Raw genomic sequence first — 24,907 nt, 5'->3', positions numbered from 1 at the left:
CTGGATCTTCGACAAACTTAATGCGTTAGTTGAATAAGAATTCATTTAAACTCTTATTAAAATTCATTTTTAATTAAACTTATTGCAATTCTTTAGGTGTCGGAATGATGGAGTACTCCCCTGAGGCATTTACCTTAAAAAGGACATTACTATTAAGTTCATCCTCTTTCCAGATATCCCCGTTAATTGTTTCAATTGTAATTCCATAAATGCCTTCTGATAAAACTTTACTATTTTTGTATTCTTCCATTAGTTCATCTGCCTTTGGAACTTTATTTTTATTCTTATTTAAATCGAATTGATAATTAAAATTAATAGTACCGATATGGAAAATGTTTTCTCTAGGTTTGCTTAGCCCTATTGCAGGTAAAATTTTATTTGTATCAATCAGACGTGTTTTTTTAAAATCTTCTACAAGATTTTGCTCTTGAGATTCATTCATATTTACGTTTAAGTAATAATAATAGTTTCTTTTTTTATGAAAATATGGTTCGTCAGACCTTTTTGCTAGTCCAAATTTATTAATTAAATGATTGGAAAAATCGGTTACTTCAGGATGTTGTTCAATATAAGCACCTTTAAACAACTCAAAATATATATTATCACTAGCACTATCATTTCCTTCTATAACGTCTAGCGAATTCCGTTCAATAATTAGATTTATATATGCTAGATATGGTTTTTTTAATTCAATAAAGGTATTATGGTCTAAACCATTAACTGAATCGTTCGTTGTTGACAATATTTTAAAATTCTCTGTTATTCCATAATTCTCAATTAAATATTCTTTGATTGGTTTCCTTAAAACCTCTTTAGAAAAATTGGAATGAGAATTTGTTTTAGAATTGCTACAACCACTAAATATTAGGGTAGACACAATTAATAAAATGATTAGTACTAATTTACTTACTTTTTTCATATTAGCATCCTACTATTCTTAAATTAAAATTATAACATTTCTATTCAACTAATATGCCATTTACTTGGCTATCCTTCCATTTTGTTGAATGAGAAAAAGCCGCCTCAATTGGCAACTTCTAATCAACTCATGCATGCGTTAGTTGAAGAAGGTTCTATAATTGTTGTTTTAGTAAATAACTACTTTGTTTTTAATTTAAAGGTCTCCTCTTGATTATTCCATTTAATTGTTACATCAATAGGCGAGGATTTACTTGTAACAGAACAACCAGAGCAGGCATTAGGAATTGTAATTGTAGTTTCGTTATTTAATTCTTCAGTACGAACAGTTTGACCATTATTGATATTAATTTCTAGGTTCTTTTTTACTTTATTACCTTTTTTAAATTTAAAAATAAATTGACCATCTTCTCTAGTATCATTGGTAATATCAGCGGAGTATTCTCCTTTCCAATGGTCGCTCTCCCCCTTAAAAAGAAGAGATTTATTGGAACATCCGAATAATGATAAAACTAAAAGTGATAAAAGTATTTTCTTCATAAACTCTCTCCCTTGTTATTTCCATAATATGTAAATTCTACATAAAATTGATAATCCCTACTTTATTATAAAGATGCTGAGGATTATTCTAATTATATAAAAACACCTAATTTAATGATTTTAGGTTTTCATCTCGTATTCTTTTATAAAGGGTTTGTTGTTCGTAATTTTAAAGCACAATGGAAATAATTTTTCCATTTAATCCCAATAAATCCTTTTCTTATTAAACTATACTGCCATTTTGTTCAACAAAAAAAATCGACTATACAGTCGATCTTGTTGTTCAACTAATGCACCAGTTAGTTTAAGAAGATTTTTTTTTCTTCTTTCTTCCGTTTCCTCCTGTAGAAAAAACGCCATATATAAAAGATAGCCATAACCGCCAAATAAAGAATCCACTGATAATAACCTCGTTCACTATTATATATAATGATGATTCCTATAATAAACGTAGGTACAGTCAAATAAAGCCGCATTCTGTCTTCCTTGTTTTTAAACATATGCTTCCACCCCTCGTTTATAACTTTCTTAAACTAACCTGCCATTAAGCAGTTTGTGATCTTCAACTAATGCATGCGTTAGTTCTATAACCTTTGTGCATATTCAAAAAAACATTTTTAAATGTCTATTAATTATTTGTTTAAATTTTTCATTATTTCAAAAGTTAAAGATAAGAGTTGATATTCAGGATAGCTGCAAATTAATACAACTGAAATTGTTCCGACTATCCATACCCTACGTTCATATTTTTGGAGTTTGTAACCAACATATAAAGCATATGACATGCCAATTATCAACAAAAATGGTAAACAAGGAACTAGAAATACTGCAAACATTGTAAAAAATCTTCCCCTCGATGTAAATTAATTTTTGATTAGATTTAAATAAATTCGACATTTAATTTACATTTTCCTTGTTCAACTATCCTGCCATTATGTTGAATAAGAAAAAGCGTTCTTCTATTGAAGAAACGCAATGCGTTAGTTACTTAAGAACCATCGTAAATAAATAAATTAATTATTCCTTACTATCTTTTTTAGAGCCATTGTATCTTCTTTATTTAATTCACCATATGATTCGTCTGAATCACTACTTGAAAGTTCTGCCTCTTTACCTGAGAACCAAACACCATATTCTGTTTTACTCGTTTTTGAACCCTGCTTATATGTTACTACGATTTTACAGTCTTCTTCTTTTGCCCAATTTACTTGTGTGTTTGGATTCCATTTAACATTTGTAAATATTGATTCAATTTTATTTATTGCTGTTTCATCAATTGTTTTCACAGGAAGTCCTTCTCTTATTATACTAATGTGAACGATTTCTTTATTTTTCTGACAAGCTGATAACCCAATACATAAGAACACAACTAAAATAGTCATTCTAGAAACGAATTTTTTTTTCAAATTTACGCCCCCTTGCTTGTACTATTTTAATAATGAATTCTGTACTTTATACCAGTTTCTTTATTAAGCTCTCCTGCAAATACTAAATTAAAAAAACAGCCAATGACTGCTCTTGATCTTCAACTTCGCACTGCGTTTGTTGAATAAGAAAAATTGAATGCTCTATTTAAATCCCTAAATGATATAAATAAAAATTACCTTCTGATAATTTCTCTGCCATTGTTATCATTTTTTCTATTTTGTTAATTAATTCGTCTCGATTGATGATTAACTTTTCATATTCTCCATCTTCATCATCTTCCCCATAAACAAAATTACCTCTAAGTTTTAACACTTTAGGTCCATTTCTAAATAAGTCTTTCCATGAAGTAAATATTGCAATTATCTTTTCTGAAGACTGTTGCTCAAATAGGGTCTCTCCATAATAATTAAGACCTTTTCTATTCAGGTTACCACTAGTTGATGGATTTTTACTTGGTATCCAATTTAAAGAGTCCATTATATATTGGATAATATCATCATGTATTCTAACGCTTTCAATTACATTATTGTTTTTTCTCAATTTCCAAATTTGGTTTACGTTAACTGTATCTGGAATAAGATAAAATTCATGCTCTAATCCCATTAATTCCTCCTATAAATAGTCTTTATGTTAATTTTATAATACCATTTATTATTCAACTAATCTGCCATTTTGTTGAATAAGAAAAAGCGTTCTCCTATTGAAGAATCGCACGTGTTAGTTACATAACATAATAAATTAAAGAATCCATAATAAAATAGCAAGTCCTAACATAAATAGTCCAAATGCAAATGAAAATATTTTAAAAATAATAATATGATATCTTTCTGGAAATATTTTTTTTGAGATAAATTCTAAAATTCCAAAGACTAGTTCGTAAAACTCTCCTGTAGCTGTGCCCCCAGAATAATCGTCCTCATCTTCAAACTTCTTAAAAGTAACGTAAAAAGCATTACCACTCAAAAAAAGTAAAAGCAATGTGCATAATATTAGAAAATATATATTCATTTAAAAGCTCTCCTAGATATCTAATAATACAATTTTAAAATACTTGTTACTCAGTAACAATAATTTAATTTCTTACGCTACTAAATCGCAATTATTTGTCTCTCTCTGAGGTTGAACCCTAAATAAATAACATCTAATCCAAAACTTTTAAATTTAAAATGTTGTTATAATATCAAACAATCTAAACTCCTTTCATCAAAAAGGACATTAAGTCTAAGATTCTATTTTTACTAACAATGCCATCCCACTTTAATATACTCTTCGTTTAAACAAATTTTTTTTATTCTTTTTAACCGACTTTTAAATCATTATCTCAATTGACATCCTGCTGAACCGTTACTTATACTTGACACTAATTACAGAGTTTCTCGAATATAAAGGAGGTAAACATGGAAATCAATACACCGAAAAAAGATACTATAGCTGTTGGATATCGTCATACCGTTGGACTTAAATCGGATTGCACTGTCATGGCGGTTGGGGAAAATAAATATGGTCAATGTGATGTAAACAACTGGGACGATATTATTGCAGTTGCAGCAGGTAATGGTCATATTGGTAATTCTCATACGATTGGACTTAAATCGGACGGAACTGTGGTGGCAGTAGGTTGGAATAAGCATGACCAATGCAATGTAAGTAACTGGAGTGGTATTGTAGCAATTGCAGCGGGTTGGCGTCGATCAGTCGGGCTTAAAACGGATGGTACGGTGATGGCTGTGGGTCGAAATAATGATGGCCAATGTAATGTAAGTGACTGGCACGATATTGTGGCAATTTCAGCTGGGGACTGGCATACTGTGGGGCTTAAGTCGGATGGCACAGTAATGAACGTAGGAAATAATCGATATGGCCAAGGTAATGTTAAAGACTGGCAAAACATTGTAGAGGCTGATGCAGGTTATCTTCATACAGTCGGGCTTAAATCAGATGGCACGGTTGTTGCTATTGGTTTGAATAAACATGGCCAATGCGATGTCAGTGGCTGGAGTGATATTGTGGCGGTCTCAGCTGGTAGTAATCATACAATCGGACTTAAATCTGATGGTACAACAGTAGCGGTAGGTCTAGATAAGCATGGGCAATGTAATGTAAGTGACTGGCGCGATATTGTCGCGATTGCAGCGGGTTGCGCGATTTCAATTGGACTTAAATCTGATGGAACCATGGTGGCTGTGGGCGATCATGCAATGGGCCAATGCGATGTAACTAACTGGAGTGAAATCCAACTGCCTAAAGTACAAGTTTAAGAACAATTCTTCCTTACAATAACGAGGCTCCAATAAGTCTTCAAAAAATACATATTCATCTTAAAAAAAGCCTTTGTATCACAGGTTCATCAATTCGTAACATTTTATTAGTGAAATAGTTCGGAAATGCTCCGATTAAATAAATATCACTTATAAGGAAATGGTAACGGAGATTATGAGTAGATTGCAAAGGAAGAAAATTAAAAAGAAGAGATTTATATTAAATTTGAGTTTGATTCTTGTCATTCTATTATTAGGTACTTTGTTTTATGGAATCTATCAATATAAAAAAGGCGTTCAGTTAGGAAATCAGAATCGGAATAACAAGCAATCTAATGTAGAATTTAACGCTAAAAAAATACCAAATAAAACAAATATTTTATTATTAGGAGAAGATGCACATAAAAAAGATGAAAAATCGCGTACAGATTCTATCATGATCTTACAATACAATAATCAAAACGAGACAAAATTAGTTTCAATAATGCGAGATAGCTATGTTTCGATACCCGGTTATGGTCATCAAAAAATTAACGCAGCCTATTCATTCGGTGGCGTTGAACTCCTGAGACAGACGATCCAACAAAATTTTGGAATTGATATTGAGTATTTTGCAACAATTGATTTCAAAGGTTTTGAGGAAATGATTGATGAAATTGCTCCAAACGGAATTACAATAGATGTAGAAAAACCAATGAAAAGTCATATTGGAGTGAGTATTCAACCCGGAGTTCAACAATTAAATGGTAAGGAACTTTTAGGTTATGCAAGATTTAGACACGATGCTAGAGGTGACTTTGATCGAGTAATCCGACAGCAAAAAGTACTTAAAGCGCTTAAATCCCAAGTCCTTACATTTAAAGGAATTGCAAGCCTACCTAAAACACTGGGTATTATACAGCCATACATTCAAACTAATATGTCTACAATGGACATTTTACAATTAGTATCTGATTACTTAGTAAATGGTAAAGATAAGGACTTAGAAACACTAAGAATTCCAGAGGATCATACATTCACCCCAAAAAGAGTTGAAAATGCAGGTGAAGTTTTGGAGTTAGATATTGATAAAAATAAGGAAGCGTTACAGAGGTTTTTGAATTAAATTAAAAAAGGATAGAGATTGTAAAATTTTATTCCACTTTTCTATCCTTTTTTATGTAGCTACCAAATATATATAATAGACTTTTTAATCATTTTCTAAAAACTAATAAAGATCCCCGTCTTATCATCCGAATGAGTCTTATTTTTCAACTCTTCCTTTTCCAATTGCACCGAATAATCCTCCAACCCAATTGCATTGATTAGTTTAAATGCATGTATCAAATCAACTTTAGGATGAAATAAACCATCGCTGATCAGTAAAATGGACTTTAAATCCTTAAAATCTATATATCCCGATTGGATATAACTTCTGACTGCTTCTTTTCCATTTGCAACAGAATAACCATTAACCGTATTAGCCATGCTTCGATTATAAATCAGTTGATTTTTAACCGAATTGAAATGCGATTCTTCTGGTAATATTATTCCTTTCTTTCGATCATTCTCACGTTTTACTTTCGCCCTGCTACTGATTCCCTTTACAGTATCTTTCGTTAAAGTTTTTATATGGCCATTATGGTACTCTGCTAAAATCATACAATCACCAAGTTGAGCAAATGATATTTTTTGTTTATCGACTTTTACAACGGCAGCGCATGTTGTCCACAATTCTTCTGGGCGGGTAATATCTATATTATTTAATATCATTTCTTCCATTAGTCTTCTATTTGCTTGAATAATTCCTTCTGCAAGAGTCAGTTTAGATAGAAAATGATTTTCGAAATACTTTCTAAATAAATTTGAGGCCAAATATGCTCCATTCTTACCATCTGCATTTTTAAATGAACTTATTGGTGTTGCTCCATCAAAAACTCCATAAACATTTAACTTTTTGTTTACTACCATTGCATCCTCGGGTACTTTTTTGGAAAGTGAAACTCTTGCACTAGTTCGAATCTCCATATTTTTGTCACCACCTAAAATGGTTAATACATTAAACGTATTTATTTTTGTATTTCCTACATTTATACGAAACCTCTAGTAAGTAATATGTATTTAAAAAGGTTTAATTCTAAAAAATCATAAATAAAATAACCAAAATAAAAAGATGTCCAATTTGGACACCTTAATACAAAGATTCTCAACCATGACAAGCCCCTTAGCTCTGACTTAAAATGCATTAAAACAATAAATTCTTTTGAACATACTATTCATTATTTTTTTCTAAAAAACCTAAAAGCAATAAATCAACTTTACTTTCTTCGTTTGGAAATTTTATGTTCCAACGTCTCTCCATAAATGAAAGTAACTTTAATCCGCGTTCAAATATGGTAGCTGCATTCCATTCATCGTATTTAGAAACTTCAATCTCACTATGCGATCCTTCAGAATAGCCTCTTCTAATTTTTTGTCCTTGTGCATCAAGTTTTGCAGTTTTTTTATCTGGAAAGCTATCATTTTGTAAACTCGAGTTAATCATACTTGATAATGGGAGAAGATTACCAAGGGAGCCTGTTAAAATAAGCTTCTCTTCCTCTGAGAAATCATTGAACCTCTCTATCCAATAATCATTGTTTGGGGTTTGAGGGTAGATATGTTCTACTGAAACTTTGTCCTTCTCACTTTTAACGAAATACTGCCAGTCGATTTTTTGATTGCCAAATTGGTGAACTTTTTCTACTTCGTATTCATACAGAAAATAGCGAATGCCATTCCAAGCATAGAAACCATGACCATTTTTGTAAAGACGCTGGATATACGTTTTGAAAGACTGATAATCAAAGGCACTTTCTGGTTCAAGCCACCCCTCAATATGCTGGTATAAGGAGTTGCATATTTCATTTATTGTGATATCCCCATTACGCAATTGTCTGGCAGTTTTATAAAACTCATTGTTTCTATATGTCGTAAATGCACGTCCTAACCGGAATGCAATAAATATAAATCTTTCTATTTCTTTAAATAGTAGGATCCTGTCTGTTGATTCCACATCCTTTGCTATAAATGAAACTGTAACGAGTGGTCTAAAATAGGCAATGCCTATCCGGTTGAGGCGATCAATCCATAATCTTTCTTCTGTCGTTAATTGATTATCACCAAAAGGATTGAAAGAATTGTACCAATGTTCAGCTGTTGATTTAAGACTTCCAACATACTCTTCTATTTCTTTTGGGGATAATTTTGATTTTTGTTTAAACATAAGTGGTTGTTCTTCTTCAACCACATCATTCATTTCTTGAGAATTATCTCTTTGTTCCACCACTTGAATGAGAGAGGTTTCTTTTACATCAACCTTTTTATATACATTGTTTGGTGTGAATTTTTCATCAAGTAAGAAACGAATATAATCGTCCCCTTTTTGTCGAGTATATTGGAAATACATAATCCAATGAGCGGTAAGAAAGTCGTCATCGGAAAGCGGTTTTTGTTTATTTCTCCCTAATTGATAATATACTTCTTTCCATGCATCATTAATCTTCTCTCTCAATATCTTTTGATCATCAATTTCAAGTTCTTCATCATCGTAAAGGGTTGTAAGATAAATGAGACGATTCTTTAACAACTCTAAATTAGATAACTTCTTTCCACGGTTATTCATCGTTTCAAACGCGACAAACACATCAAAGTCATCATGAATTTCGTGAAGATTAAACATAAGGTTTTGAGTAACTTTTTTGAACATCTTCTCTATTTCCTCAATACCGTACTCCTGAAAATAATTTGATAAATTTTCTCCAAAAAATCGCTTTGCATTTTCTAAATTGAGAGTATAAAAAGTCTCCTGTATACTTCCTCCATCATTTTCTTCTAAAATACGATGCCTTAAATATTTGAAACTAGGGTTATCTGTTTCATACCCAAACTTATATGTATTTATGATAAATTGAGGTGGTTTCTGAACAACAAGATACTCCTCTTTTATTTGCTTCAGACTAAATGTCCCTATGTAAATGTCTTCATCTTTTTTATCAGGTTGTAAAGATTTAAAGAGACTAAGTATTTCTTGAATTAGAATTACAAAGGTAGTTAATCGTTGTTGACCGTCCACTATGTGAAATGGTTTGAAACCTCTATCTTCTATTAACCAACGTTCTTCGTGCCAGTCTTTCCAACTTTGCTTTTCAACCGCTTTTAAAGAAAGTAAACCAGTATAATGAAATTTTTCAACTGGTAAATTGACAACATCCTCCCAGAAATCCTTTAACTGTTTGTTTGTCCAGGCATAACCTCTTTGATAATCTGGAATTTTAAAAATCCTATCTTTAAAAATACTTTTTAAAGACTCTAATTCATGCATTAATCACAACTCCTTAAATTGGTACATTTGTATAACCATATCTTGCAACAAAGAACTATTGAATATTAGTTTTTTGGAATACATCACAAAAAATGCAAAAAAGCCCTTGAAGAAAATATCCCACTAAAAAAAGTGAGAAAATAAACATCAAGAACTTTAGACCGTTCAAACATTATTTGATTGAACCTTACTATCTATTGAATGAAAACGACCATTTAATTCGTATCTCTAGAGAACATTTCATCTCATAGACTGAAAAGAACTGGAATAAGAACCTGATCCTCACTTTTCAATGTTTCTTTAATTTCAGATATTTACATTACCTTTCTTTTTCTTAGAAGTATGTTCATACGCTACTGAGAAAACTGTAAAAAGGATTTGTTGTAAATATATGGAATTTATTTAGAGAAAATAAAAAGATTGGAGTAAATCATGCTTTCAAATAAATATTTTTTAATAAATTTTTTACTGAGTGTTTCGTTTGTAATTGCTTTTTTGGTGACAGCATATGTTATGATTGATACTTTACGAAGTACTCATTTTGCTACTGCTTTTGGAGGAGGAACCGCACTTTTTCTTTATCTTATATTTAGAAAGAATACTTCTTCTAAGAAATAGGAATTTACTATTACATCAATAGAGCTTATTAAAAAAGCTAGCTTTCTATATCAATTAGAAAAACTAGCTTTTTTATACTCAATATATTTTAAAAATGAAATCTAATCGTCTTAATTCATATGGGCCTTAAACCCAGTAAGCCCATCATCCAGCATTACAGTACTACCATTAACAACATTTGCTTCTTCCATCGCTAATAAACAAACCATTCCGGCAATATCTTCTGGTTCAATAAATTCTTTTCTCATTTGGAAATTTCTATATATTTCTGTCAAACCTTTATCTTTTAATCCATCAATAATTGGAGTGTTAACAAATCCGGGAGCTATGCCGACTACACGAATTCCATGAGGAGCAAGATCTAGTGCTGCAGTTTTCGTCATCATAACAACTGCACCTTTTGAAGCATTATAAGCAAATGCTCCCACATTTGCTAAATATCCGTATACTGAAGCAGTGTTTATAATTACACCTTTCACTCCTAGTTCGATCATTTTTTTGCTCGCACTAGCGATTCCGTAAGCAACTCCATGTTGGTTTACAGCGATTACTTTTTGATACATTTCTTCATTAAATTCATTAATTAAATTCGATCCACCAATACCAGCATTATTAAACATTACGTCAATTGTTCCATAAGTTTCTACTGTAAATTCAACTAATGATTCTACTTCCGCAAATTTTGAAGCGTCAACTTTAAAAACTACACTTTCTCCACCAAGCGCTTTAATTTGTTCAACTGTTTCAGTAGCACCAGCTTCATTAAAATCTGCAACTACAACTTTGGCACCTTCTTTAGCGTACTTCAATGCAGTAGCTTTACCGATTCCTGAAGCTCCGCCAGTAATAATAGCAACTTTATCTTTTAATAACATGGTAAATACCTCCACAATTTATATTTTTACTAAAACTTACACATCATATTTTTAAGCAGTCATTCCGCCATCAGCAACCATTTCAGCTCCAGTTATGAAACTAGATTCGTCAGATGCTAAAAAGACTACAAGGTTTGCGATTTCTTCGGGTTTACCTAGTCTTTTTAATGGAATAGTCATTGCTAATTGTTCATTTGATGCATTATGACTTGATGCTAAATCAGCTCCCATAGCTGTTTCAATGACACCTGGATGAATTGAATTAACACGGATTTGATCAGCAGCAACTTCTTTTGCTAAATCTTTCGTCATGATACGAACAGCACCTTTACTTGCACCATAAAGTGTTGCATTATTAGAGCCTTTTAATCCAGCAACTGAAGATGTATTAATAATTGATCCAGCTTTTTGCTCACGCATAAATGGTACTGTGTGCTTCATTCCAAGGAAGACTCCGGTTACATTTATACTTAGTAAGCGATTCCATTCTTCTGTTTCATATTCTGTAACTGGTTTTGAACTAAAGATACCAGCATTATTAAATAAAATATCAATTGAGCCGAATTTTTCTTTTGTTTCATTTACTACTTTAATCCAATCTGCTTCAAGCTGAACATTATGTTGAATGAAAACAACATAATCAGAAATAGCCTTCATTTCATCTAATGTCTTTTTGCCAGCTTCTTCATTAATATCTGTAAATACTACTTTAGCACCTTGTTCTAAAAATTTCTGAACAGTAGCTTTTCCAATCCCGTTAGCTCCACCTGTTACAATTGCAGTTTTATTTAATAACCTCATTTATAACATCCCCTTTTCTTTTTACACTTTCATTTTAACAACAATGTTTGTTAAGATATATTTAAACATTTTTATTAATCCATTAGCCAAACTAATGGAAAGAGGAGTCAACATGAATATCGACCAAATACAATATATAGTCGAAGTTGCGAAAACGAAATCGATTACGAGTGCCGCAAATAATTTACACGTAACACAATCTGCTATTAGCCAAGCGATATCAAATTTAGAATCCGAATTGAATATTAAATTATTTACTAGATCAAGGCACGGAGCAATACCGACTTCAGAAGGCCAAAACATCATCCTAAAAATGTTGGACGTAGTTTCGAAAATAGAGGAAATTAAGGAAGAAGCAAATAGTCAAAATGATGTAATTGTTGGTGAACTTAGCATTGCTTCGATTCCCATTGGGATGGACATTTTAATTAACACAATTTCAAAATTTAAAAAAGATTATCCAAATGTTCAATTTCAAATTTCGGAAAAAGGCACCAGTGATATCTTAAATGACATTCGTGAAAAAAAAGTAGATATCGGACTTATTGGATTAAATGATGATCAGTTGAAGAAAAATTCAGGGCTTATTTTTAATAAAATCTTTGAAGGCCGAATCGTAGTTTTTGTGGGTAAAAAATCTCCATTATCTTCATTTAAAAATGTTCCCGCAAAGGAATTATTAAAATATCCATTTGTACTTTATAACGAGGATTATGTAAATGAATTCGTTGAACATTTTAATCAATCAATTGGCAAAATTGATGTTTGGTTTAAAACAAATAATACTCGCGCCTTAGTAAGAGCATTAAAAGACGATTTAGCAGTTTCAGCAGGCTATGACCTTTCCTTCCTTGGTTTAACTAGCGATGAAAATTACGAGCTAGCCATTCTTGAAATAGAAGATTTTATTCAAGAACCAAAATCTGTAGGTTGGGTTCAAACTAAAAATAAGAGCCATTCACTAATATCTAAGGAGTTTATTAAGCGATATTTGAATGAATTTCGTGAAAGATATTCCTGATATCAAATTTATTAGAGGTACCTCCTCTTTTTGGAGGTGCCTCTTCATTTTGAATGTGGTTCAAGCATTATATCAACGAAGTTCAGTGATATATCAACGAGGATCAACCATTTATCAACGAAGTTCAGCGTCATATCAACGGAGATCGCAACTTTATCAACGAGGATCAACCATTTATCAACGAAGTTCAGCGATATATCAACGAGAATCAGCCATTTATCAACGGAGTTCACTACTTTATCAATATTGTTCAACTTATGTTCGTGTTTCCGCGACCCCATTTTTAGGTAGATGCCTCTTAAAATTGGTCTAAAGCAATATATCAACAAATATTGCTATTATATCAACAAAAAACATTACTTTATCAATAAAAATCAGCAGTTTATCAACAAAGTTCACTACTTTATCAATAAAGTTCACACTGTGTTCGGAATACTAAACATAAACTTCATTTGTTTGACCCCATTTATAAAGCAAGACGATGTACTTTATGAGCAGACTTCTACCCTTTACGCACAAAAAAAGGCACCCCCAAAAAGAAGGTGCCCCAAAAATCAATATCAAACCAATTCATTAACCTCAACCTGCGCCAAATCCCCAGCAGCCTTCACTCTTACACGAGTCGCATTACCAGGCAAGTAAGCAAGTGGCACATCTTCAATATCAACGATTACCAAATTGTCTGGATCTGCCCCAGCTTTAATTGCTTCTTGTTTTGCTTCATTCTTTGCCATTTCCAATGCTTGTTCACGCGTTAATTCTACTAATTTGTAAATTCGTTCAACTTGACCGCTTACTTGTGAAATGGCCGCTCCAATCGCATTAGCTACGCCAGAATGTTGTGGGCGGATCACTTCTGATGCTCCTTTTAAGTCTTCAGGAAGCAGTATGCTACCGCCACCAACAAGAATAACTGGCACATCTTCAGCGCTAGTTTTCATTTTATCGATTGCTTCTTCAACTAGCTCTACCATTTTTGCATAAACTTTATTTAATATCTCTTTATCTAAATGAGCTACTTTTGATGCGTCGCCTAGATCGACTTTTCCAAGTGCTACGGCCACGTCTGTTGTAGTTAATGTATCCCCACCGAAAATTAAGCTTTTTTCTGGAAGGCGATAGCCGACACTGTCAGGTCCAACTGTGAATTCTCCGTTGTCTTTAATGCGAATAATTGTACCGCCGCCAAGTCCGATTGAAATTAGGTCAGGCATACGGAAGTTAGTGCGTGCTCCACCAATTTCTACTGCCAATGAAGATTCACGTGGGAATGATTGAATTAACACACCAACATCGGATGTAGTTCCACCTACGTCTACAACGATTGCATCTGAGCTTTTAGTTAGGTAAGATGCACCACGTAATGAGTTCGTTGGACCGCATGCGATTGTAAAGATTGGATATTTCACTGCATATTCTACGGACATTAATGTACCATCATTTTGGCCGAAAAATACTTTTGCTTCAATTCCTTCATTTTTTAATGCATTTATGAATCCATCAGCCGCTGTTTTTGCAACATCTACAACTGCGGCATTGATAATCGTAGCATTTTCTCGTTCTAGTAATCCTACAGAACCGATTTCTGATGATAAAGAAACCGCTACATTCTCTCCTAGAACTTCCTTCATAATTTCACTTGCTCTTTCTTCATGTTCTTTCGATACAGGTGAAAATACTGAAGTAATGGCTACAGAGTCAACTTTCCCTTCGATTTCATGCGCAATTTGATACAAATGCGCTTCATCTAAAGAGACGATTTCCCTTCCATCGAATTCATGTCCACCTCGAACTAAATAAATATGCTTACCGAACGCCGCGCGTAGATCATCAGGTACACCGATTAGCGGTTTTACGGCTAAAGTTGCAGGAGCACCGATCCGAATTGCTGCGATTTTATTTAGTCTTTTTCTTTCTACGATTGCGTTTGTACAATGTGTTGTTCCTAGCATTGCGTATTTAATTTGTTCTCTTGGTACATTCGCATCGCCGATAATTTTCTTTAGTGCTGTATAAATACCTGTCGCTACATCTTCTGTAGTAGGTGATTTTGTTTCGGACACTACTTGATTGTTTTCATCTAAAAGTACTGCATCTGTGTGTGTTCCACCAACGTCGATTCCAATTCTGTATGTGCTCATTATAATGTCACTCCTTTTTTAGCAAGTTCTTCTACTGGAATATAGTCAACATCGTAGCCAAAGTATTTTGGTCCAACGGTTTCAATTCCTTTTTCCGTTCTCCATTTTGGATTACAAGGAATGCCAACTACTACGCATCTTGCACCGTATCGAATGCCTTCAGTTGTAATTGGAAGTCCTGTTTCTGCATCAAGCACTGCAATTAAATCAGGAGTTACGCAAAGTAGACGTTGTTCTGTTTGTGCTAGTAAGTGCTCATTTTGGAAACGAACTTCAAGTGTTTCTCCTTTATAATCATTAATGCCTTCGAATGTAGCGATCCCTTTTGCAAATCCGCTTTCAGTTTTTCTATTTATGTCAGTTACTTTTCCGCGGAACAATTCAAAGCCGTTTGCACATTTTAGCGCTTCTGATACTGGATCCGCGTTGTTTTGTTTAGCCAGTCTGATTGCTCTTCCTAAGTTTTCTTCAAGCTGAAGGATGTTTCGAATTCCACTATCTTTTAAGTTTTTTCCTGACATCGGGTAAATGGCAGTCATGACAGAGCCACCCATTTCAATTGTTGCTGCACGGGCAATTCGTTCAGTCCAAAGGTTGTTGATCGTTGAAAGTACCGAAGTATTTCCTTTCTCATCAGCAAGAACCATTGGTGTTGCTGAAACGCCATCAAGGTAAAACGTAACCATTTGTAATTCAGGGAATGCTCTTCCCATACCATCTACATCAACGACAGGTATGCCTAGTCTTGCTGCTAGTGCAAGAGGTAGCATGGAGTTCAGACCACCTGCTTCAATTGGCATCGTTGCATATATTTTTTTTCCTAAATAAGATTCGAGATTTTGAAATGCGACAATTGCCTCTTCTCCACTTGGTGCTTTTTCTAGCATAACAGTTGGAGCCCCCATCATCGCTGATGGTACGACTAATGCATCATCTGGCACTTCATCTACATCTAATAAAGTAATTTCACCATATTCCTCAATTGCTTGAAGAGCCATTAACTTACCTATGTAAGGGTCGCCCCCTCCTCCTGTACCTAGTAAGGCAGCACCTACTGCAATATCTTCAATTTCTTGTTTACCTATCTTTCTCATTTTCAGAATACCCCCAACATTCAGAATTTTTAAGCTGTAATTTTTTCATCCACAACTCGTTTATTTTTAATGGCTTTTAAAATTAAAACACCAACGTAATAAATGATGCCACTTACTACAAGTGAGTTAATCGATGGAATACCAAATTTAACAAAATAGCCAGCTGCAAATCCTGCAGCCCATGCAATGAATGTCACTGGATTAAATCTTTCTGGCTCAGCCGGTAAAGTTCCCTTCTCCCTACTTTCATCCAATGCTTTTCGATGAGTTTTTAACACAAAATAATCAATGACCATAATACCTGCAATCGGTGGAATCATGACGCCAAGGAAAACTAGAAAATCAACGAATCGATCAAGAATACCAAGAATAGATAATAAAGTTCCGATTAAACCAATTACAAGTGTTACAATTCCACGATTTACTTTTACTTTAAAAATCGTATCGATAATATTTGTAAATCCTAGAGATGAAGAATATAAGTTCAAGTTATTGATTTTTACTGTTGAGAAAACAACAACTGCTGCGCCAATCCAACCTGATGTTTGAAGCATTATACTAACAACATCACTAGTTTTTGCTGCGTGAGACATTAATACAGCAATCATACTAACACCTAATTCTCCAACTAAAGTACCAATCGTTGTCATCCAAAAAACATCTTTTCCGCTTCGAGCAAATCGACTAAAGTCTGGTGTAATAACAGCACCAATCATAAATCCTCCGGCAACCATTGTTGCACCAACTCCAATTGATAGTGCACCACCTGGAGGAGGAGATCCTATTAAACTAAAAATCGAATGATCACTAAGAACATTATAAACACCAAATCCTACTACAATTAGAAAAGCTGGAACTGCAACTTTTGCTGTTAGACTTAATAATTTAAATCCAAAAATAACTAAAGCAGTTACGGCTATTCCAGTCAGTGCAGCAGCAACGGGAAGAATTAATTTGCCATTGGTTGCCTCGACTAATCCATTCGCAAAAACAGAGTTCTGAACACCAAACCATCCGATACAACAAATCGAAACGACAAAGCCGATAATACTGGAGCCATATCTTCCGAATCCAGTCCAACGAGATAATAGACTAGTAGAAAGACCTTCACGTGCTCCAGCGTATCCTAATAGGAAACTAACAATTTGTAACAAAACGCTTCCGAACATAGTCGCCCAAAACGCCTGCCAAAATGTCATTCCAAATCCTAATGAAGCACCTAACATAAACTGTGATAATGTTGCTAGAGCACCAACTCGTACAAGCATAATATCCCACATCGGTAAACGCGCCGACTTCGGTACCCTAGATAGTGAATAATCATCTCCAATAGTTGATTTACTTGCCATTTCTCTAAACCTCCCCATTTTTTTAACCAATTTATAAACTAATCTTTATTTTTCAATGCCATTCCAAAATTGATTAAACGTAATATCTAATCTTGCATAAATTTCTTCCTCACTGTGTCGGTGCATTTGCCAAAACAGCCCGTCCATTATGCATTGGAATGACAAGGCTAACGCATGACTATCAGACTCTTTTATTTCGCCATTCTCAATACCTTGTCTAAAAATTTCGGAAAGAATTTTATACTCATTTAATTCCATTGAACCGAATCTTTTAATAATATCTTCCTTTATAATCTCTGGTGGAGATGTCATAAGTCGTACGATAATTTTAGCTTTAAGATCCTCCTTATATTGAAAATCGATCGCTGATTTTAAAATTGAATAAAGCTGAACTTTTTTAGATTGGGTGTTTTTAAGCTGTGATTCAACAATTGATAAATGCCCGTTCAATGCATCCTTATAGACAGCTAGAAAAATATCATCCTTTCCTTCAAAAAAAGCATAAACAGAAGGTGGCTTAATCCCTACTTCATTAGCAATTTCTCTAATTGTCATACCTGAATATCCTTTTTTAGCGAATAACTTTGTTGCTGCTTCTTTAATATTTTCTTTTGTCGATTTTATTGGTTTAGTAGTCATAGTTAATACAGTCCCCCTATTAAACCTAACTAATGTATGTTAGGCAATGAGTTAAAAAAATAAGAATACTTACTTTTCACTCATATTTTTGTATTATCTATAGTTTACAACATTCTCATAACACTTAACTAATGTCCTTTTAGTAATATGAACTCTTTTTCTTTTGCTAGAATAATTTTAAACCATGGCTAAGTTCACCTACCTAACAAGCGTTAGGTAATTGGGTAAAAAAAAATATTTCTTTCGCAGCATGGTGTTAAATGTCATTCCAACAACATCTACCTAACACATGTTAGGTAATAGAATAAAAAAAATATTCACTTGTTAGCATTGAGTTAAGTGACACCTTACAACACTTACCTAACAAACGTTAGGTAAATAGGTAAAAAAAATGATTCCTAAACCAAGTCCTCCATTCTCTAAAAAAATGTATTGTAGCTATATTACCACCATAAAACACAGAATTCAACAATTTTTCTGATAATTTTTTAAATAAAATATTAATATAGTAAAATTAACTATTTTTAATTTATTACGAGCCATTCAAGAAATTGAAAAAGGAAACTCGATTAATCTCCGAATCTCCTTTTTCATCTACTAAAATTTAAACCAATTTACCAATCGTCTCTTCGGTATTCTCTCCAACCCCTACTCCAATATGTCTATAGGTAGGAACAAATACATTCGATTTAATTGGGCTTGCGATTTGTTTTTGATAACCACCGTTGGGCTTTGGAACATCAACAATCATATTTCGCTCAACAATTTGAGGATGCTCACTAGCTTCTTTAAGTGTAAGAACTGGTTCAACACAAGCATCTAAAAGTTCAAAAATTGATTTCCATTCGTTAAATGTTTTTGTGAGAAATGCAGCTCTTACTTCTTCTTTAAACGCATTTTGATCTTCAGATTTTGAACTAAAGCTAAGTTCGATTAGATCCTCTCTTTCGATTCCTACACAAAGTAACTTTCGAAATTGTGGTTCAATACTTCCTACAGAAAAGTAGCGTCCATCTTTTGTTTCATAGTAATCATAAAATGTTCCACCATTTAGCATTGTACTTTCTAACTCTGGGTTTATGCCTCCCATTAAGCAATCTGGACCTGCTAATGCGTTTAATGCAAAGCTACAGTCTGTCATACTAATATCTAACCATTGTCCTTCACCAGTTCGATTACGATAAATAACTGCTGATAATATCCCGATTACACCATGTAATGAACCTCCAGCAACGTCAGCAATTTGTACCCCTGCAGGTGATGGGCCTGTGTTTTTACGTCCAGAATAACTTGCAACTCCTGAAATCGATAAATAATTATTATCGTGTCCTGCGCGATTTCGATAAGGACCCGTTTGTCCAAATCCTGTAATCGAACAATAGATTAGTTTAGGATTAATCAGCTTTAATTCTTCATAGCTTAAACCTAATCTTTCCATTACACCAGGACGAAATTGTTCCATCACGATATCATATTCTTCAATTAATTTTTTTACGATATTAATTGATTCTTCCTTTTTTAAATCCAAAGCAATCGACTGTTTCGATCTGTTTATGTAACCGTGTGCAACTGAATCTTTCCCATCACGAGGGTATCCATCTCGTACTAAATCTGGTCTAGTTGGTGATTCGACGCGTAATACTTCTGCGCCAAGATCTGCAAGCATCATCGTTGCATATGGACCAGGTAGTAAAGTTGAAAAATCTAATATTTTTAATCCATTTAGTAGACTCATAAGTTATCTCCTTTATCTTAATAAAATGTTATTTCTCTTCAAATCTATGATTTACTTACTTTTATGATGATCATCACGGGCATATGTATATGAATGATACGTCTAGTAAGTTTTACTTTATGACTATACTATTTTAAAAGCATCCCCTTTAAAGCAATTAAGCCTTCTTATACATCGTTACAACAACAGCTCCCCCAAGCCCTAAGTTATGTTGTAATGCTACCTTTGCGTTATTCACTTGTCTTTGACCTGCTTGACCACGTAATTGCCAGACTAGTTCTGTACTTTGTGCCAATCCAGTTGCTCCAAGTGGATGTCCTTTTGACATTAATCCTCCAGATGGATTTACTACAAATTTCCCACCATACGTGTTGTCACCATTATTAATAAATGTTTCTGCTTCACCTTCCCCGCAAAGTCCTAAGCCTTCATATGTAATAACTTCGTTTGGAGTAAAACAGTCATGTAATTCAACTACATCAACATCTTGTGGTCCAATACCTGATTTTTCGTATACTTCTTTAACTGCTCTACGGGTCATGTCTGCTCCAACAATTTGAAGTTCATCTTCATATGAATTAAGTGTGTCTGTCGCCATCGCCTGAGCAACTATTTCTACTGCATCTTGTTTCCCATGCTTGCGAGCAAATTCTTCGCTACAAACAATAACTGCAGCAGCTCCGCAAGATGGAGGGCACGCCATAAATCTTGTTAAATATGGTGGATGAATAACTGGTGAGTTCAATACTTCTTCCACTGTTAAAGGCGTATTAAAAATAGCATATGGATTATTCACTGCATGATTTCGTGTTTTAACTGCTACTTTTGCAAAAATATCTGGGTTTGCACCATATTTTCGAACATATGCAGTTCCCGCTGCTCCAAATATTCTTGCCGCTCCAGTGTTTTCAGGTGCTCCAGGATCTAATCCATCTAGTCTTTCTAGGAAGGATTGCAACGGATTAGTCCGATCTCCCCATACATTTCCTAATGCTCCTGGCTTCATTTCTTCAAATCCAAACGCTAAAGCGCAATCCACTACACCCGATGCTACAGCTTGTCTTGCTAAAAATAGTGCTGTTGATCCAGACGAACAGTTGTTATTGACATTAATAATTGGAATACCAGTCATTCCAACTTTGTATAAAGCTGTTTGACCAGATGTGCTGTCTCCATATACATAACTAGCAAATGCTTGTTTAATTTCTTTAAAATCAATTCCTGCATCCTTAATTGCTCCACTAATTGCTTTTGAAGCCATCATTTCGTAAGGCTCTTGTTTACCGGGTTTCGTAAACTTGACCATATCTACTCCAATTACTTTTACATTATTACTCATTACTAAATCCTCCTTTTTATAGACTTCTTTATTTAAACTCTAGCTTTCTTTAAATTCCCAACTTCCCTGCAATAATACTCTTCATGATTTCATTCGTTCCTGCATAAATGGACATGACAGCAACATCTCGATACCATCTAGCAATCTCGTATTCTTCCATATAACCGTATCCACCATGCAACTGTAAGCATTCATTTGCTGCTTTTTTAGCTAGTTCAGTAATCCACCATTTAGACATCGATACTTCTGTTACTACATTTTCTTTCGCGATATGTTTGACTATTAAATCGTCTAAGAATGTTTGACCAATCTTAATTTCTGAAGCAAGCTCAGCTAATTTAAACTGCGTGTTTTGGAACGATCCTACAGGTTTACCAAACACCTTACGTTCCTTCACATAGTTCAGAGTTATATCGAGAATTCTTTTTGCACTATTTAATGCAGTAATTGAAATCATGAGTCTTTCTTGTTGAAGTTTTTCCATTAAATAATAAAAACCTTTATTTTCCTCACCAAGTAAATTTTCAACTGGAACTAAAGCATCCTCAAAAATAAGTTCTGCCGTATCTTGTGCATGCATGCCTATTTTATTTAGCTTTTTACCTCTTTTAAAGCCTGGAGTTCCTTCCTCAACGACAATTAAACTTATTCCTTTATGTCCAGGTACTGCTTTTTGATCTGTTTTAACAGCCACTATAATTAAGTTTGCTAAAATACCATTTGAAATGAAGGTTTTCTCTCCATTTAATACAAAATAATCACCTTGTCTCACTGCTGTCGTTTTAATCGCAGCAAGGTCAGATCCCGTTCCAGGTTCTGTCATAGCAATCGCTGACATAATTTCTCCGGATACTGCACCCGGAATCCAGCGTGATTTCTGTTCTTCATTTCCGTAATTTTGAATATAGGGCATAATAATATCATTATGAAGACCAATAGCCGCTGATTGGCCAATACCAATATTGACTAGCTCTTCTGCCATCACAACACTGTATCCAAAATCTGCGTTTAACCCACCGTATCTTTCATCAGCCCACGGACATAAAAATCCTTGTTCACCAAGTTTTTTCCAAAAAGTTAACGGAACTAGTCGATTTTCTTCCCATTGATCAATATAAGGATCTGCCTCTTTCTCTAAAAACTTTTTAAAAGCTTGTCTAAAAATTTGATGCTCTTCTCCTAAAAATCTTCTTGTTGTTTGTTTTCCTTCTGATGCTACTTTTGACATTCAAACTACCTCCTAGAAATTCAAGTTAAGTTCCTCTATAAAGATAATTAGCAAAATGTATGCCAAACTAAAAATCTTAGTTAATATTGCTCCGACCGTTCATGTTGCATATTTTTGTCTACAATCTAGGACATCCTCTTTAATTAATGTCCATTTTTTTCGTAATAGTGTCCGATTTTATGAACAGTTGTTTTTTATGGATCGATGAGTCGTTTATTAATGATTTTCTTCTATTATTCCAAGTAGTCATTTTCGCCCAATTACCAATTTTATCTGACTAATTTTGTTTATAAATTAAGACAGTTGTTTTCTAAAAAACACAAATAAACTTAAAATTTGTAAAATTTCGAAGGATTTTGATGTCTAATATTGAATAATGTAATCAAATGAAAAACTGGGAGAGAGATAAATATGTTGGTTAGAGAGGCAATGACACATAAAATAAAAACGCTTACACAAGCAAGCACCCTTCGTGAAGCTATCCAAATATTTCATGATCTTAAAATTGGTATTATTCCTGTTGTAGATGAAAACAATCGACTTTTAGGAGCTTTTTCACGCTCCTTGCTATATCGTGCCTTATTAGAAGATTTTCCATTAAACGAAAAGATTGAGTCATTATTCTTAAGAGATGTCATTACAGTGTTTGAAAATGAAAGATTAATAGAAAGTACAAAAGTCTTAAAGGAGCATCAAATAGCTAATACAATCGTCGTTTCAGAAAAAAATGATGTATTAGGTATCCTTTCCCAAGCGGACATTAATCGTTCCTCTCGGTTAGGCTTTGATGCATTTGGAGATACGATAAATTCCTTACTGAGGCATATGCACACAGGGGCATTGGCAATTGATCATGAAGGATTGATTTCGGTAATGAATTCAGCAGCAGAAACAATGTGTGGCCGTTCATGTGAGACTTCTATTGGTATGCCGCTCGAAAATATATTCCCTGATTTACACGATATTTTATCATCTTTAGAGTTTACTACTGAGAAGTTTGTTCTCCGTCATGTTACGATTAATGAAAAAAAATTACTTGTTACTTGTAACATACTTTCCGCTTATGATTATTCTTGGGCAGGGCTAATTTTAATTCAAGAATTAACAGAATACGAAACAATTGCGGACGAACTTGAAATAACAAAAAGATTAGAACAAACATTACAAACGATTACAGAATCCTCTAATGACGGATACATTTTAATCGATCATAAAGGAACTATTCGATTAGCAAATAAACATGCTTGTGAGGTCTTCAACACCACTCAAAAGGCCTTGCTAAATCAGCCAGTTCAAGAACAAATTCCTGAAATGAGATTGGAGACCGCATTAACTGGTGAATTTACAGGCGAACAAATTGAAGCAGTTAAAATCGGCAAAACTCAATGCCTTATTGGAAAAATACCACTTGTTTATAAAGATCAAGTTGTTGGTGCTGTCGGGAATATACGCTATAGAAATTTAAACAATTGGAAAAATGTCATGAAGCGTCTTGATTCTTTAGAAAAAGAAGTTTCATATTATCGAACTGAGCTTTCCAAATTTAATGGAACGGAATTTGATCTTGAAGATATTATTTCTCAAAATAAAAGTATGTCAGAGTTAAAACAGTTTGCAAGACAAGTAGCAAATGGATTTTCTAATATACTCCTACTAGGAGAAAGTGGTACTGGTAAGGAACTTTTCGCTCGCGGAATTCATAACTCTTCGAATAGGCGCGGAAAATTCGTAAAAATAAATTGTGCTGCTGTGCCGAGTGACCTTTGGGAATCTGAATTTTTTGGTTATGCAGATGGTGCCTTTACAGGTGCAAAGCGCGGAGGAAAAATAGGAAGATTTGAACAAGCAAATAATGGTACTTTATTTTTAGATGAAATTGGTGATATGCCATTATCAATGCAGGTCAAACTACTTCGAGTACTTCAAGAGCGTGAATTCGAGCGTGTAGGTGGTACTGAGACAATCAATGTAAATGTTCGGATCGTTGCGGCTACGAATAAAAACCTTGAAGAAATGGTAGCTTTAGGAGAATTCCGTGAAGACCTTTATTATCGACTAAATGTCATTGCGATTCAAATTCCATCGTTAATCAACCGAATTGAAGATATCCCTCTACTTGCTAATTCAATTTGCAAAAAGTTTAGTCATTTAATGGGGATAGACAATATTACGATTTCTCCAGAAGTAATGAAAAAACTAAAAGCATATAAATGGCCAGGAAATGTTAGGGAATTAGAAAATATCATTGAGCGTGCAATGAATTGTTTATACGGTAAAGTCATCGAGTTAAAACATCTACCCGAGCATATACGGAACATTGATGAAATAGATGAAGTCAGTGAAATACAAATTCAATCGAATCTTGGTCAGGAATCAAAAGAAGTGCTGAAAACTAATTCTACAACAATTCAATATAAACAAAAGATTAATGATGCAGAAAAAGAAGCAATTGAATCGGCATTACAATTAGCAAATGGGAATCGAACAGAAGCGGCTAAACTATTAGGAATTAGTCGCTCACAGTTTTATAAAAAAATGAATTTATATTGTAAAGCATAAGAAATATAAGGACTAAATAGTA

The 24,907-nt window shown here is 33.7% G+C and carries 23 protein-coding genes; 5 read left to right on the top strand and 18 right to left on the bottom strand.

All coding sequences use genetic code 11. The annotated features are described in order from the left end of the window. Positions 1–79: 79 nt before the first annotated feature. The 7 genes from CN601_RS01580 to CN601_RS01555 all read right to left on the bottom strand — a co-directional run bounded on the left by CN601_RS01580 (position 80) and on the right by CN601_RS01555 (position 3,894). Positions 80–919, bottom strand: a complete 840-nt coding sequence (locus CN601_RS01580; protein ID WP_098169779.1) for a hypothetical protein — start codon at positions 917–919, stop codon at positions 80–82. Between the two features lie 179 nt (positions 920–1,098). Beyond that, entirely contained in the window at positions 1,099–1,458 is a 360-nt protein-coding gene (locus CN601_RS01575; RefSeq protein WP_098169778.1) for a hypothetical protein, read from the bottom strand. Positions 1,459–1,686: 228 nt separating this feature from the next. Then, complete coding sequence (locus CN601_RS26725) at positions 1,687–1,857, bottom strand: hypothetical protein (RefSeq protein ID WP_179865389.1); 171 nt, start codon at positions 1,855–1,857, stop codon at positions 1,687–1,689. A 233-nt stretch (positions 1,858–2,090) separates the two neighbouring features. Continuing rightward, entirely contained in the window at positions 2,091–2,294 is a 204-nt protein-coding gene (locus CN601_RS01570) for a hypothetical protein (RefSeq protein WP_098169777.1), read from the bottom strand. Positions 2,295–2,471: 177 nt separating this feature from the next. Continuing rightward, a complete protein-coding gene (locus tag CN601_RS01565) occupies positions 2,472–2,864 on the bottom strand; it encodes a hypothetical protein (RefSeq protein WP_098169776.1) in 393 nt (130 codons plus the stop codon). Positions 2,865–3,030: 166 nt separating this feature from the next. Continuing rightward, positions 3,031–3,489, bottom strand: a complete 459-nt coding sequence (locus CN601_RS01560) for a hypothetical protein (protein WP_098169775.1) — start codon at positions 3,487–3,489, stop codon at positions 3,031–3,033. Positions 3,490–3,624: 135 nt separating this feature from the next. Continuing rightward, entirely contained in the window at positions 3,625–3,894 is a 270-nt protein-coding gene (locus CN601_RS01555) for a hypothetical protein (RefSeq protein ID WP_098169774.1), read from the bottom strand. 389 nt (positions 3,895–4,283) lie between these two features. Between CN601_RS01555 and CN601_RS01550 the strand changes: the two genes are divergently transcribed. Continuing rightward, complete coding sequence (locus CN601_RS01550) at positions 4,284–5,144, top strand: RCC1 domain-containing protein (protein WP_098169773.1); 861 nt, start codon at positions 4,284–4,286, stop codon at positions 5,142–5,144. A gap of 175 nt (positions 5,145–5,319) precedes the next feature. Then, entirely contained in the window at positions 5,320–6,249 is a 930-nt protein-coding gene (locus tag CN601_RS01545; protein ID WP_098169772.1) for an LCP family protein, read from the top strand. A gap of 95 nt (positions 6,250–6,344) precedes the next feature. On the opposite strand, the gene CN601_RS01540 is transcribed toward CN601_RS01545, so the two are convergent. After that, a complete protein-coding gene (locus CN601_RS01540) occupies positions 6,345–7,151 on the bottom strand; it encodes a protein phosphatase 2C domain-containing protein (protein ID WP_098169771.1) in 807 nt (268 codons plus the stop codon). Between the two features lie 244 nt (positions 7,152–7,395). Beyond that, on the bottom strand, positions 7,396–9,486 hold the full coding sequence (locus CN601_RS01535; RefSeq protein WP_098169770.1) for a DUF262 domain-containing protein: 2,091 nt from the start codon (positions 9,484–9,486) through the stop codon (positions 7,396–7,398). 432 nt (positions 9,487–9,918) lie between these two features. Between CN601_RS01535 and CN601_RS01530 the strand changes: the two genes are divergently transcribed. After that, positions 9,919–10,104 carry a hypothetical protein gene (locus tag CN601_RS01530; protein ID WP_098169769.1) on the top strand — a complete coding sequence of 62 codons (186 nt, stop codon included), beginning with the start codon at positions 9,919–9,921 and terminating at the stop codon, positions 10,102–10,104. Between the two features lie 110 nt (positions 10,105–10,214). Here the strand turns inward: CN601_RS01530 and CN601_RS01525 are convergent, their stop codons facing one another. Then, the gene (locus CN601_RS01525) at positions 10,215–10,979 is read right to left on the bottom strand and encodes an SDR family NAD(P)-dependent oxidoreductase (RefSeq protein ID WP_098169768.1); all 765 of its coding nucleotides are present in this window, start codon (positions 10,977–10,979) and stop codon (positions 10,215–10,217) included. A gap of 51 nt (positions 10,980–11,030) precedes the next feature. Next, positions 11,031–11,780, bottom strand: coding sequence for an SDR family NAD(P)-dependent oxidoreductase (locus CN601_RS01520; protein WP_098169767.1), 750 nt, complete (start codon positions 11,778–11,780; stop codon positions 11,031–11,033). Positions 11,781–11,892: 112 nt separating this feature from the next. Here CN601_RS01520 and CN601_RS01515 point away from each other — a divergent pair, with 112 nt between their 5' ends. Further along, entirely contained in the window at positions 11,893–12,801 is a 909-nt protein-coding gene (locus CN601_RS01515) for a LysR family transcriptional regulator (protein ID WP_179865388.1), read from the top strand. Positions 12,802–13,361: 560 nt separating this feature from the next. Here the strand turns inward: CN601_RS01515 and CN601_RS01505 are convergent. From CN601_RS01505 to CN601_RS01475, 7 genes are all read right to left on the bottom strand, one after another. Beyond that, positions 13,362–14,942: a hydantoinase/oxoprolinase N-terminal domain-containing protein gene (locus CN601_RS01505; RefSeq protein WP_098169764.1), complete on the bottom strand. Its 1,581-nt coding sequence runs from the start codon at positions 14,940–14,942 to the stop codon at positions 13,362–13,364. Next, the gene (locus tag CN601_RS01500) at positions 14,942–16,036 is read right to left on the bottom strand and encodes an S-methyl thiohydantoin desulfurase family protein (protein WP_098169763.1); all 1,095 of its coding nucleotides are present in this window, start codon (positions 16,034–16,036) and stop codon (positions 14,942–14,944) included. The genes CN601_RS01505 and CN601_RS01500 overlap by 1 nt, the downstream gene beginning before the upstream one ends. A 29-nt stretch (positions 16,037–16,065) precedes the next feature. Then, on the bottom strand, positions 16,066–17,385 hold the full coding sequence (locus tag CN601_RS01495; protein ID WP_098169762.1) for a purine-cytosine permease family protein: 1,320 nt from the start codon (positions 17,383–17,385) through the stop codon (positions 16,066–16,068). A 45-nt stretch (positions 17,386–17,430) separates the two neighbouring features. After that, positions 17,431–18,024 (bottom strand): TetR/AcrR family transcriptional regulator, encoded by a 594-nt coding sequence (locus CN601_RS01490; protein WP_098169761.1) that lies wholly within the window; start codon positions 18,022–18,024, stop codon positions 17,431–17,433. Positions 18,025–18,628: 604 nt separating this feature from the next. Further along, complete coding sequence (locus CN601_RS01485) at positions 18,629–19,759, bottom strand: CaiB/BaiF CoA transferase family protein (protein WP_098169760.1); 1,131 nt, start codon at positions 19,757–19,759, stop codon at positions 18,629–18,631. Positions 19,760–19,916: 157 nt separating this feature from the next. After that, positions 19,917–21,098, bottom strand: coding sequence for a lipid-transfer protein (locus CN601_RS01480; RefSeq protein WP_098169759.1), 1,182 nt, complete (start codon positions 21,096–21,098; stop codon positions 19,917–19,919). Between the two features lie 49 nt (positions 21,099–21,147). Further along, entirely contained in the window at positions 21,148–22,326 is a 1,179-nt protein-coding gene (locus tag CN601_RS01475) for an acyl-CoA dehydrogenase family protein (protein ID WP_098169758.1), read from the bottom strand. A gap of 411 nt (positions 22,327–22,737) precedes the next feature. Between CN601_RS01475 and CN601_RS01470 the strand changes: the two genes are divergently transcribed. Further along, entirely contained in the window at positions 22,738–24,885 is a 2,148-nt protein-coding gene (locus CN601_RS01470) for a sigma-54-dependent Fis family transcriptional regulator (protein ID WP_098169757.1), read from the top strand. The last annotated feature ends 22 nt before the right edge of the window (positions 24,886–24,907 follow it).

This window comes from Bacillus sp. AFS017336 (genome assembly GCF_002555445.1).
Classification (GTDB): Bacteria; Bacillota; Bacilli; order Bacillales; family Bacillaceae_G; genus Gottfriedia.
Note: the sequence above shows the minus strand (reverse complement) of the source record. Positions and strands in the feature narration are given on the sequence as shown.

What these genes read in the sequence shown, in the direction of transcription:
- CN601_RS01580 (WP_098169779.1), bottom strand. Translation starts at nt 919, where the DNA reads ATGAAAAAAGTAAGTAAATTAGTACTAATCATTTTATTAATTGTGTCT.
- CN601_RS01575 (WP_098169778.1), bottom strand. Translation starts at nt 1,458, where the DNA reads ATGAAGAAAATACTTTTATCACTTTTAGTTTTATCATTATTCGGATGT.
- CN601_RS01570 (WP_098169777.1), bottom strand. Translation starts at nt 2,294, where the DNA reads ATGTTTGCAGTATTTCTAGTTCCTTGTTTACCATTTTTGTTGATAATT.
- CN601_RS01560 (WP_098169775.1), bottom strand. Translation starts at nt 3,489, where the DNA reads ATGGGATTAGAGCATGAATTTTATCTTATTCCAGATACAGTTAACGTA.
- CN601_RS01555 (WP_098169774.1), bottom strand. Translation starts at nt 3,894, where the DNA reads ATGAATATATATTTTCTAATATTATGCACATTGCTTTTACTTTTTTTG.
- CN601_RS01550 (WP_098169773.1), top strand. Translation starts at nt 4,284, where the DNA reads ATGGAAATCAATACACCGAAAAAAGATACTATAGCTGTTGGATATCGT.
- CN601_RS01545 (WP_098169772.1), top strand. Translation starts at nt 5,320, where the DNA reads ATGAGTAGATTGCAAAGGAAGAAAATTAAAAAGAAGAGATTTATATTA.
- CN601_RS01540 (WP_098169771.1), bottom strand. Translation starts at nt 7,151, where the DNA reads ATGGAGATTCGAACTAGTGCAAGAGTTTCACTTTCCAAAAAAGTACCC.
- CN601_RS01535 (WP_098169770.1), bottom strand. Translation starts at nt 9,486, where the DNA reads ATGCATGAATTAGAGTCTTTAAAAAGTATTTTTAAAGATAGGATTTTT.
- CN601_RS01530 (WP_098169769.1), top strand. Translation starts at nt 9,919, where the DNA reads ATGCTTTCAAATAAATATTTTTTAATAAATTTTTTACTGAGTGTTTCG.
- CN601_RS01525 (WP_098169768.1), bottom strand. Translation starts at nt 10,979, where the DNA reads ATGTTATTAAAAGATAAAGTTGCTATTATTACTGGCGGAGCTTCAGGA.
- CN601_RS01520 (WP_098169767.1), bottom strand. Translation starts at nt 11,780, where the DNA reads ATGAGGTTATTAAATAAAACTGCAATTGTAACAGGTGGAGCTAACGGG.
- CN601_RS01515 (WP_179865388.1), top strand. Translation starts at nt 11,893, where the DNA reads ATGAATATCGACCAAATACAATATATAGTCGAAGTTGCGAAAACGAAA.
- CN601_RS01505 (WP_098169764.1), bottom strand. Translation starts at nt 14,942, where the DNA reads ATGAGCACATACAGAATTGGAATCGACGTTGGTGGAACACACACAGAT.
- CN601_RS01500 (WP_098169763.1), bottom strand. Translation starts at nt 16,036, where the DNA reads ATGAGAAAGATAGGTAAACAAGAAATTGAAGATATTGCAGTAGGTGCT.
- CN601_RS01495 (WP_098169762.1), bottom strand. Translation starts at nt 17,385, where the DNA reads ATGGCAAGTAAATCAACTATTGGAGATGATTATTCACTATCTAGGGTA.
- CN601_RS01490 (WP_098169761.1), bottom strand. Translation starts at nt 18,024, where the DNA reads ATGACTACTAAACCAATAAAATCGACAAAAGAAAATATTAAAGAAGCA.
- CN601_RS01485 (WP_098169760.1), bottom strand. Translation starts at nt 19,759, where the DNA reads ATGAGTCTACTAAATGGATTAAAAATATTAGATTTTTCAACTTTACTA.
- CN601_RS01480 (WP_098169759.1), bottom strand. Translation starts at nt 21,098, where the DNA reads ATGAGTAATAATGTAAAAGTAATTGGAGTAGATATGGTCAAGTTTACG.
- CN601_RS01475 (WP_098169758.1), bottom strand. Translation starts at nt 22,326, where the DNA reads ATGTCAAAAGTAGCATCAGAAGGAAAACAAACAACAAGAAGATTTTTA.
- CN601_RS01470 (WP_098169757.1), top strand. Translation starts at nt 22,738, where the DNA reads ATGTTGGTTAGAGAGGCAATGACACATAAAATAAAAACGCTTACACAA.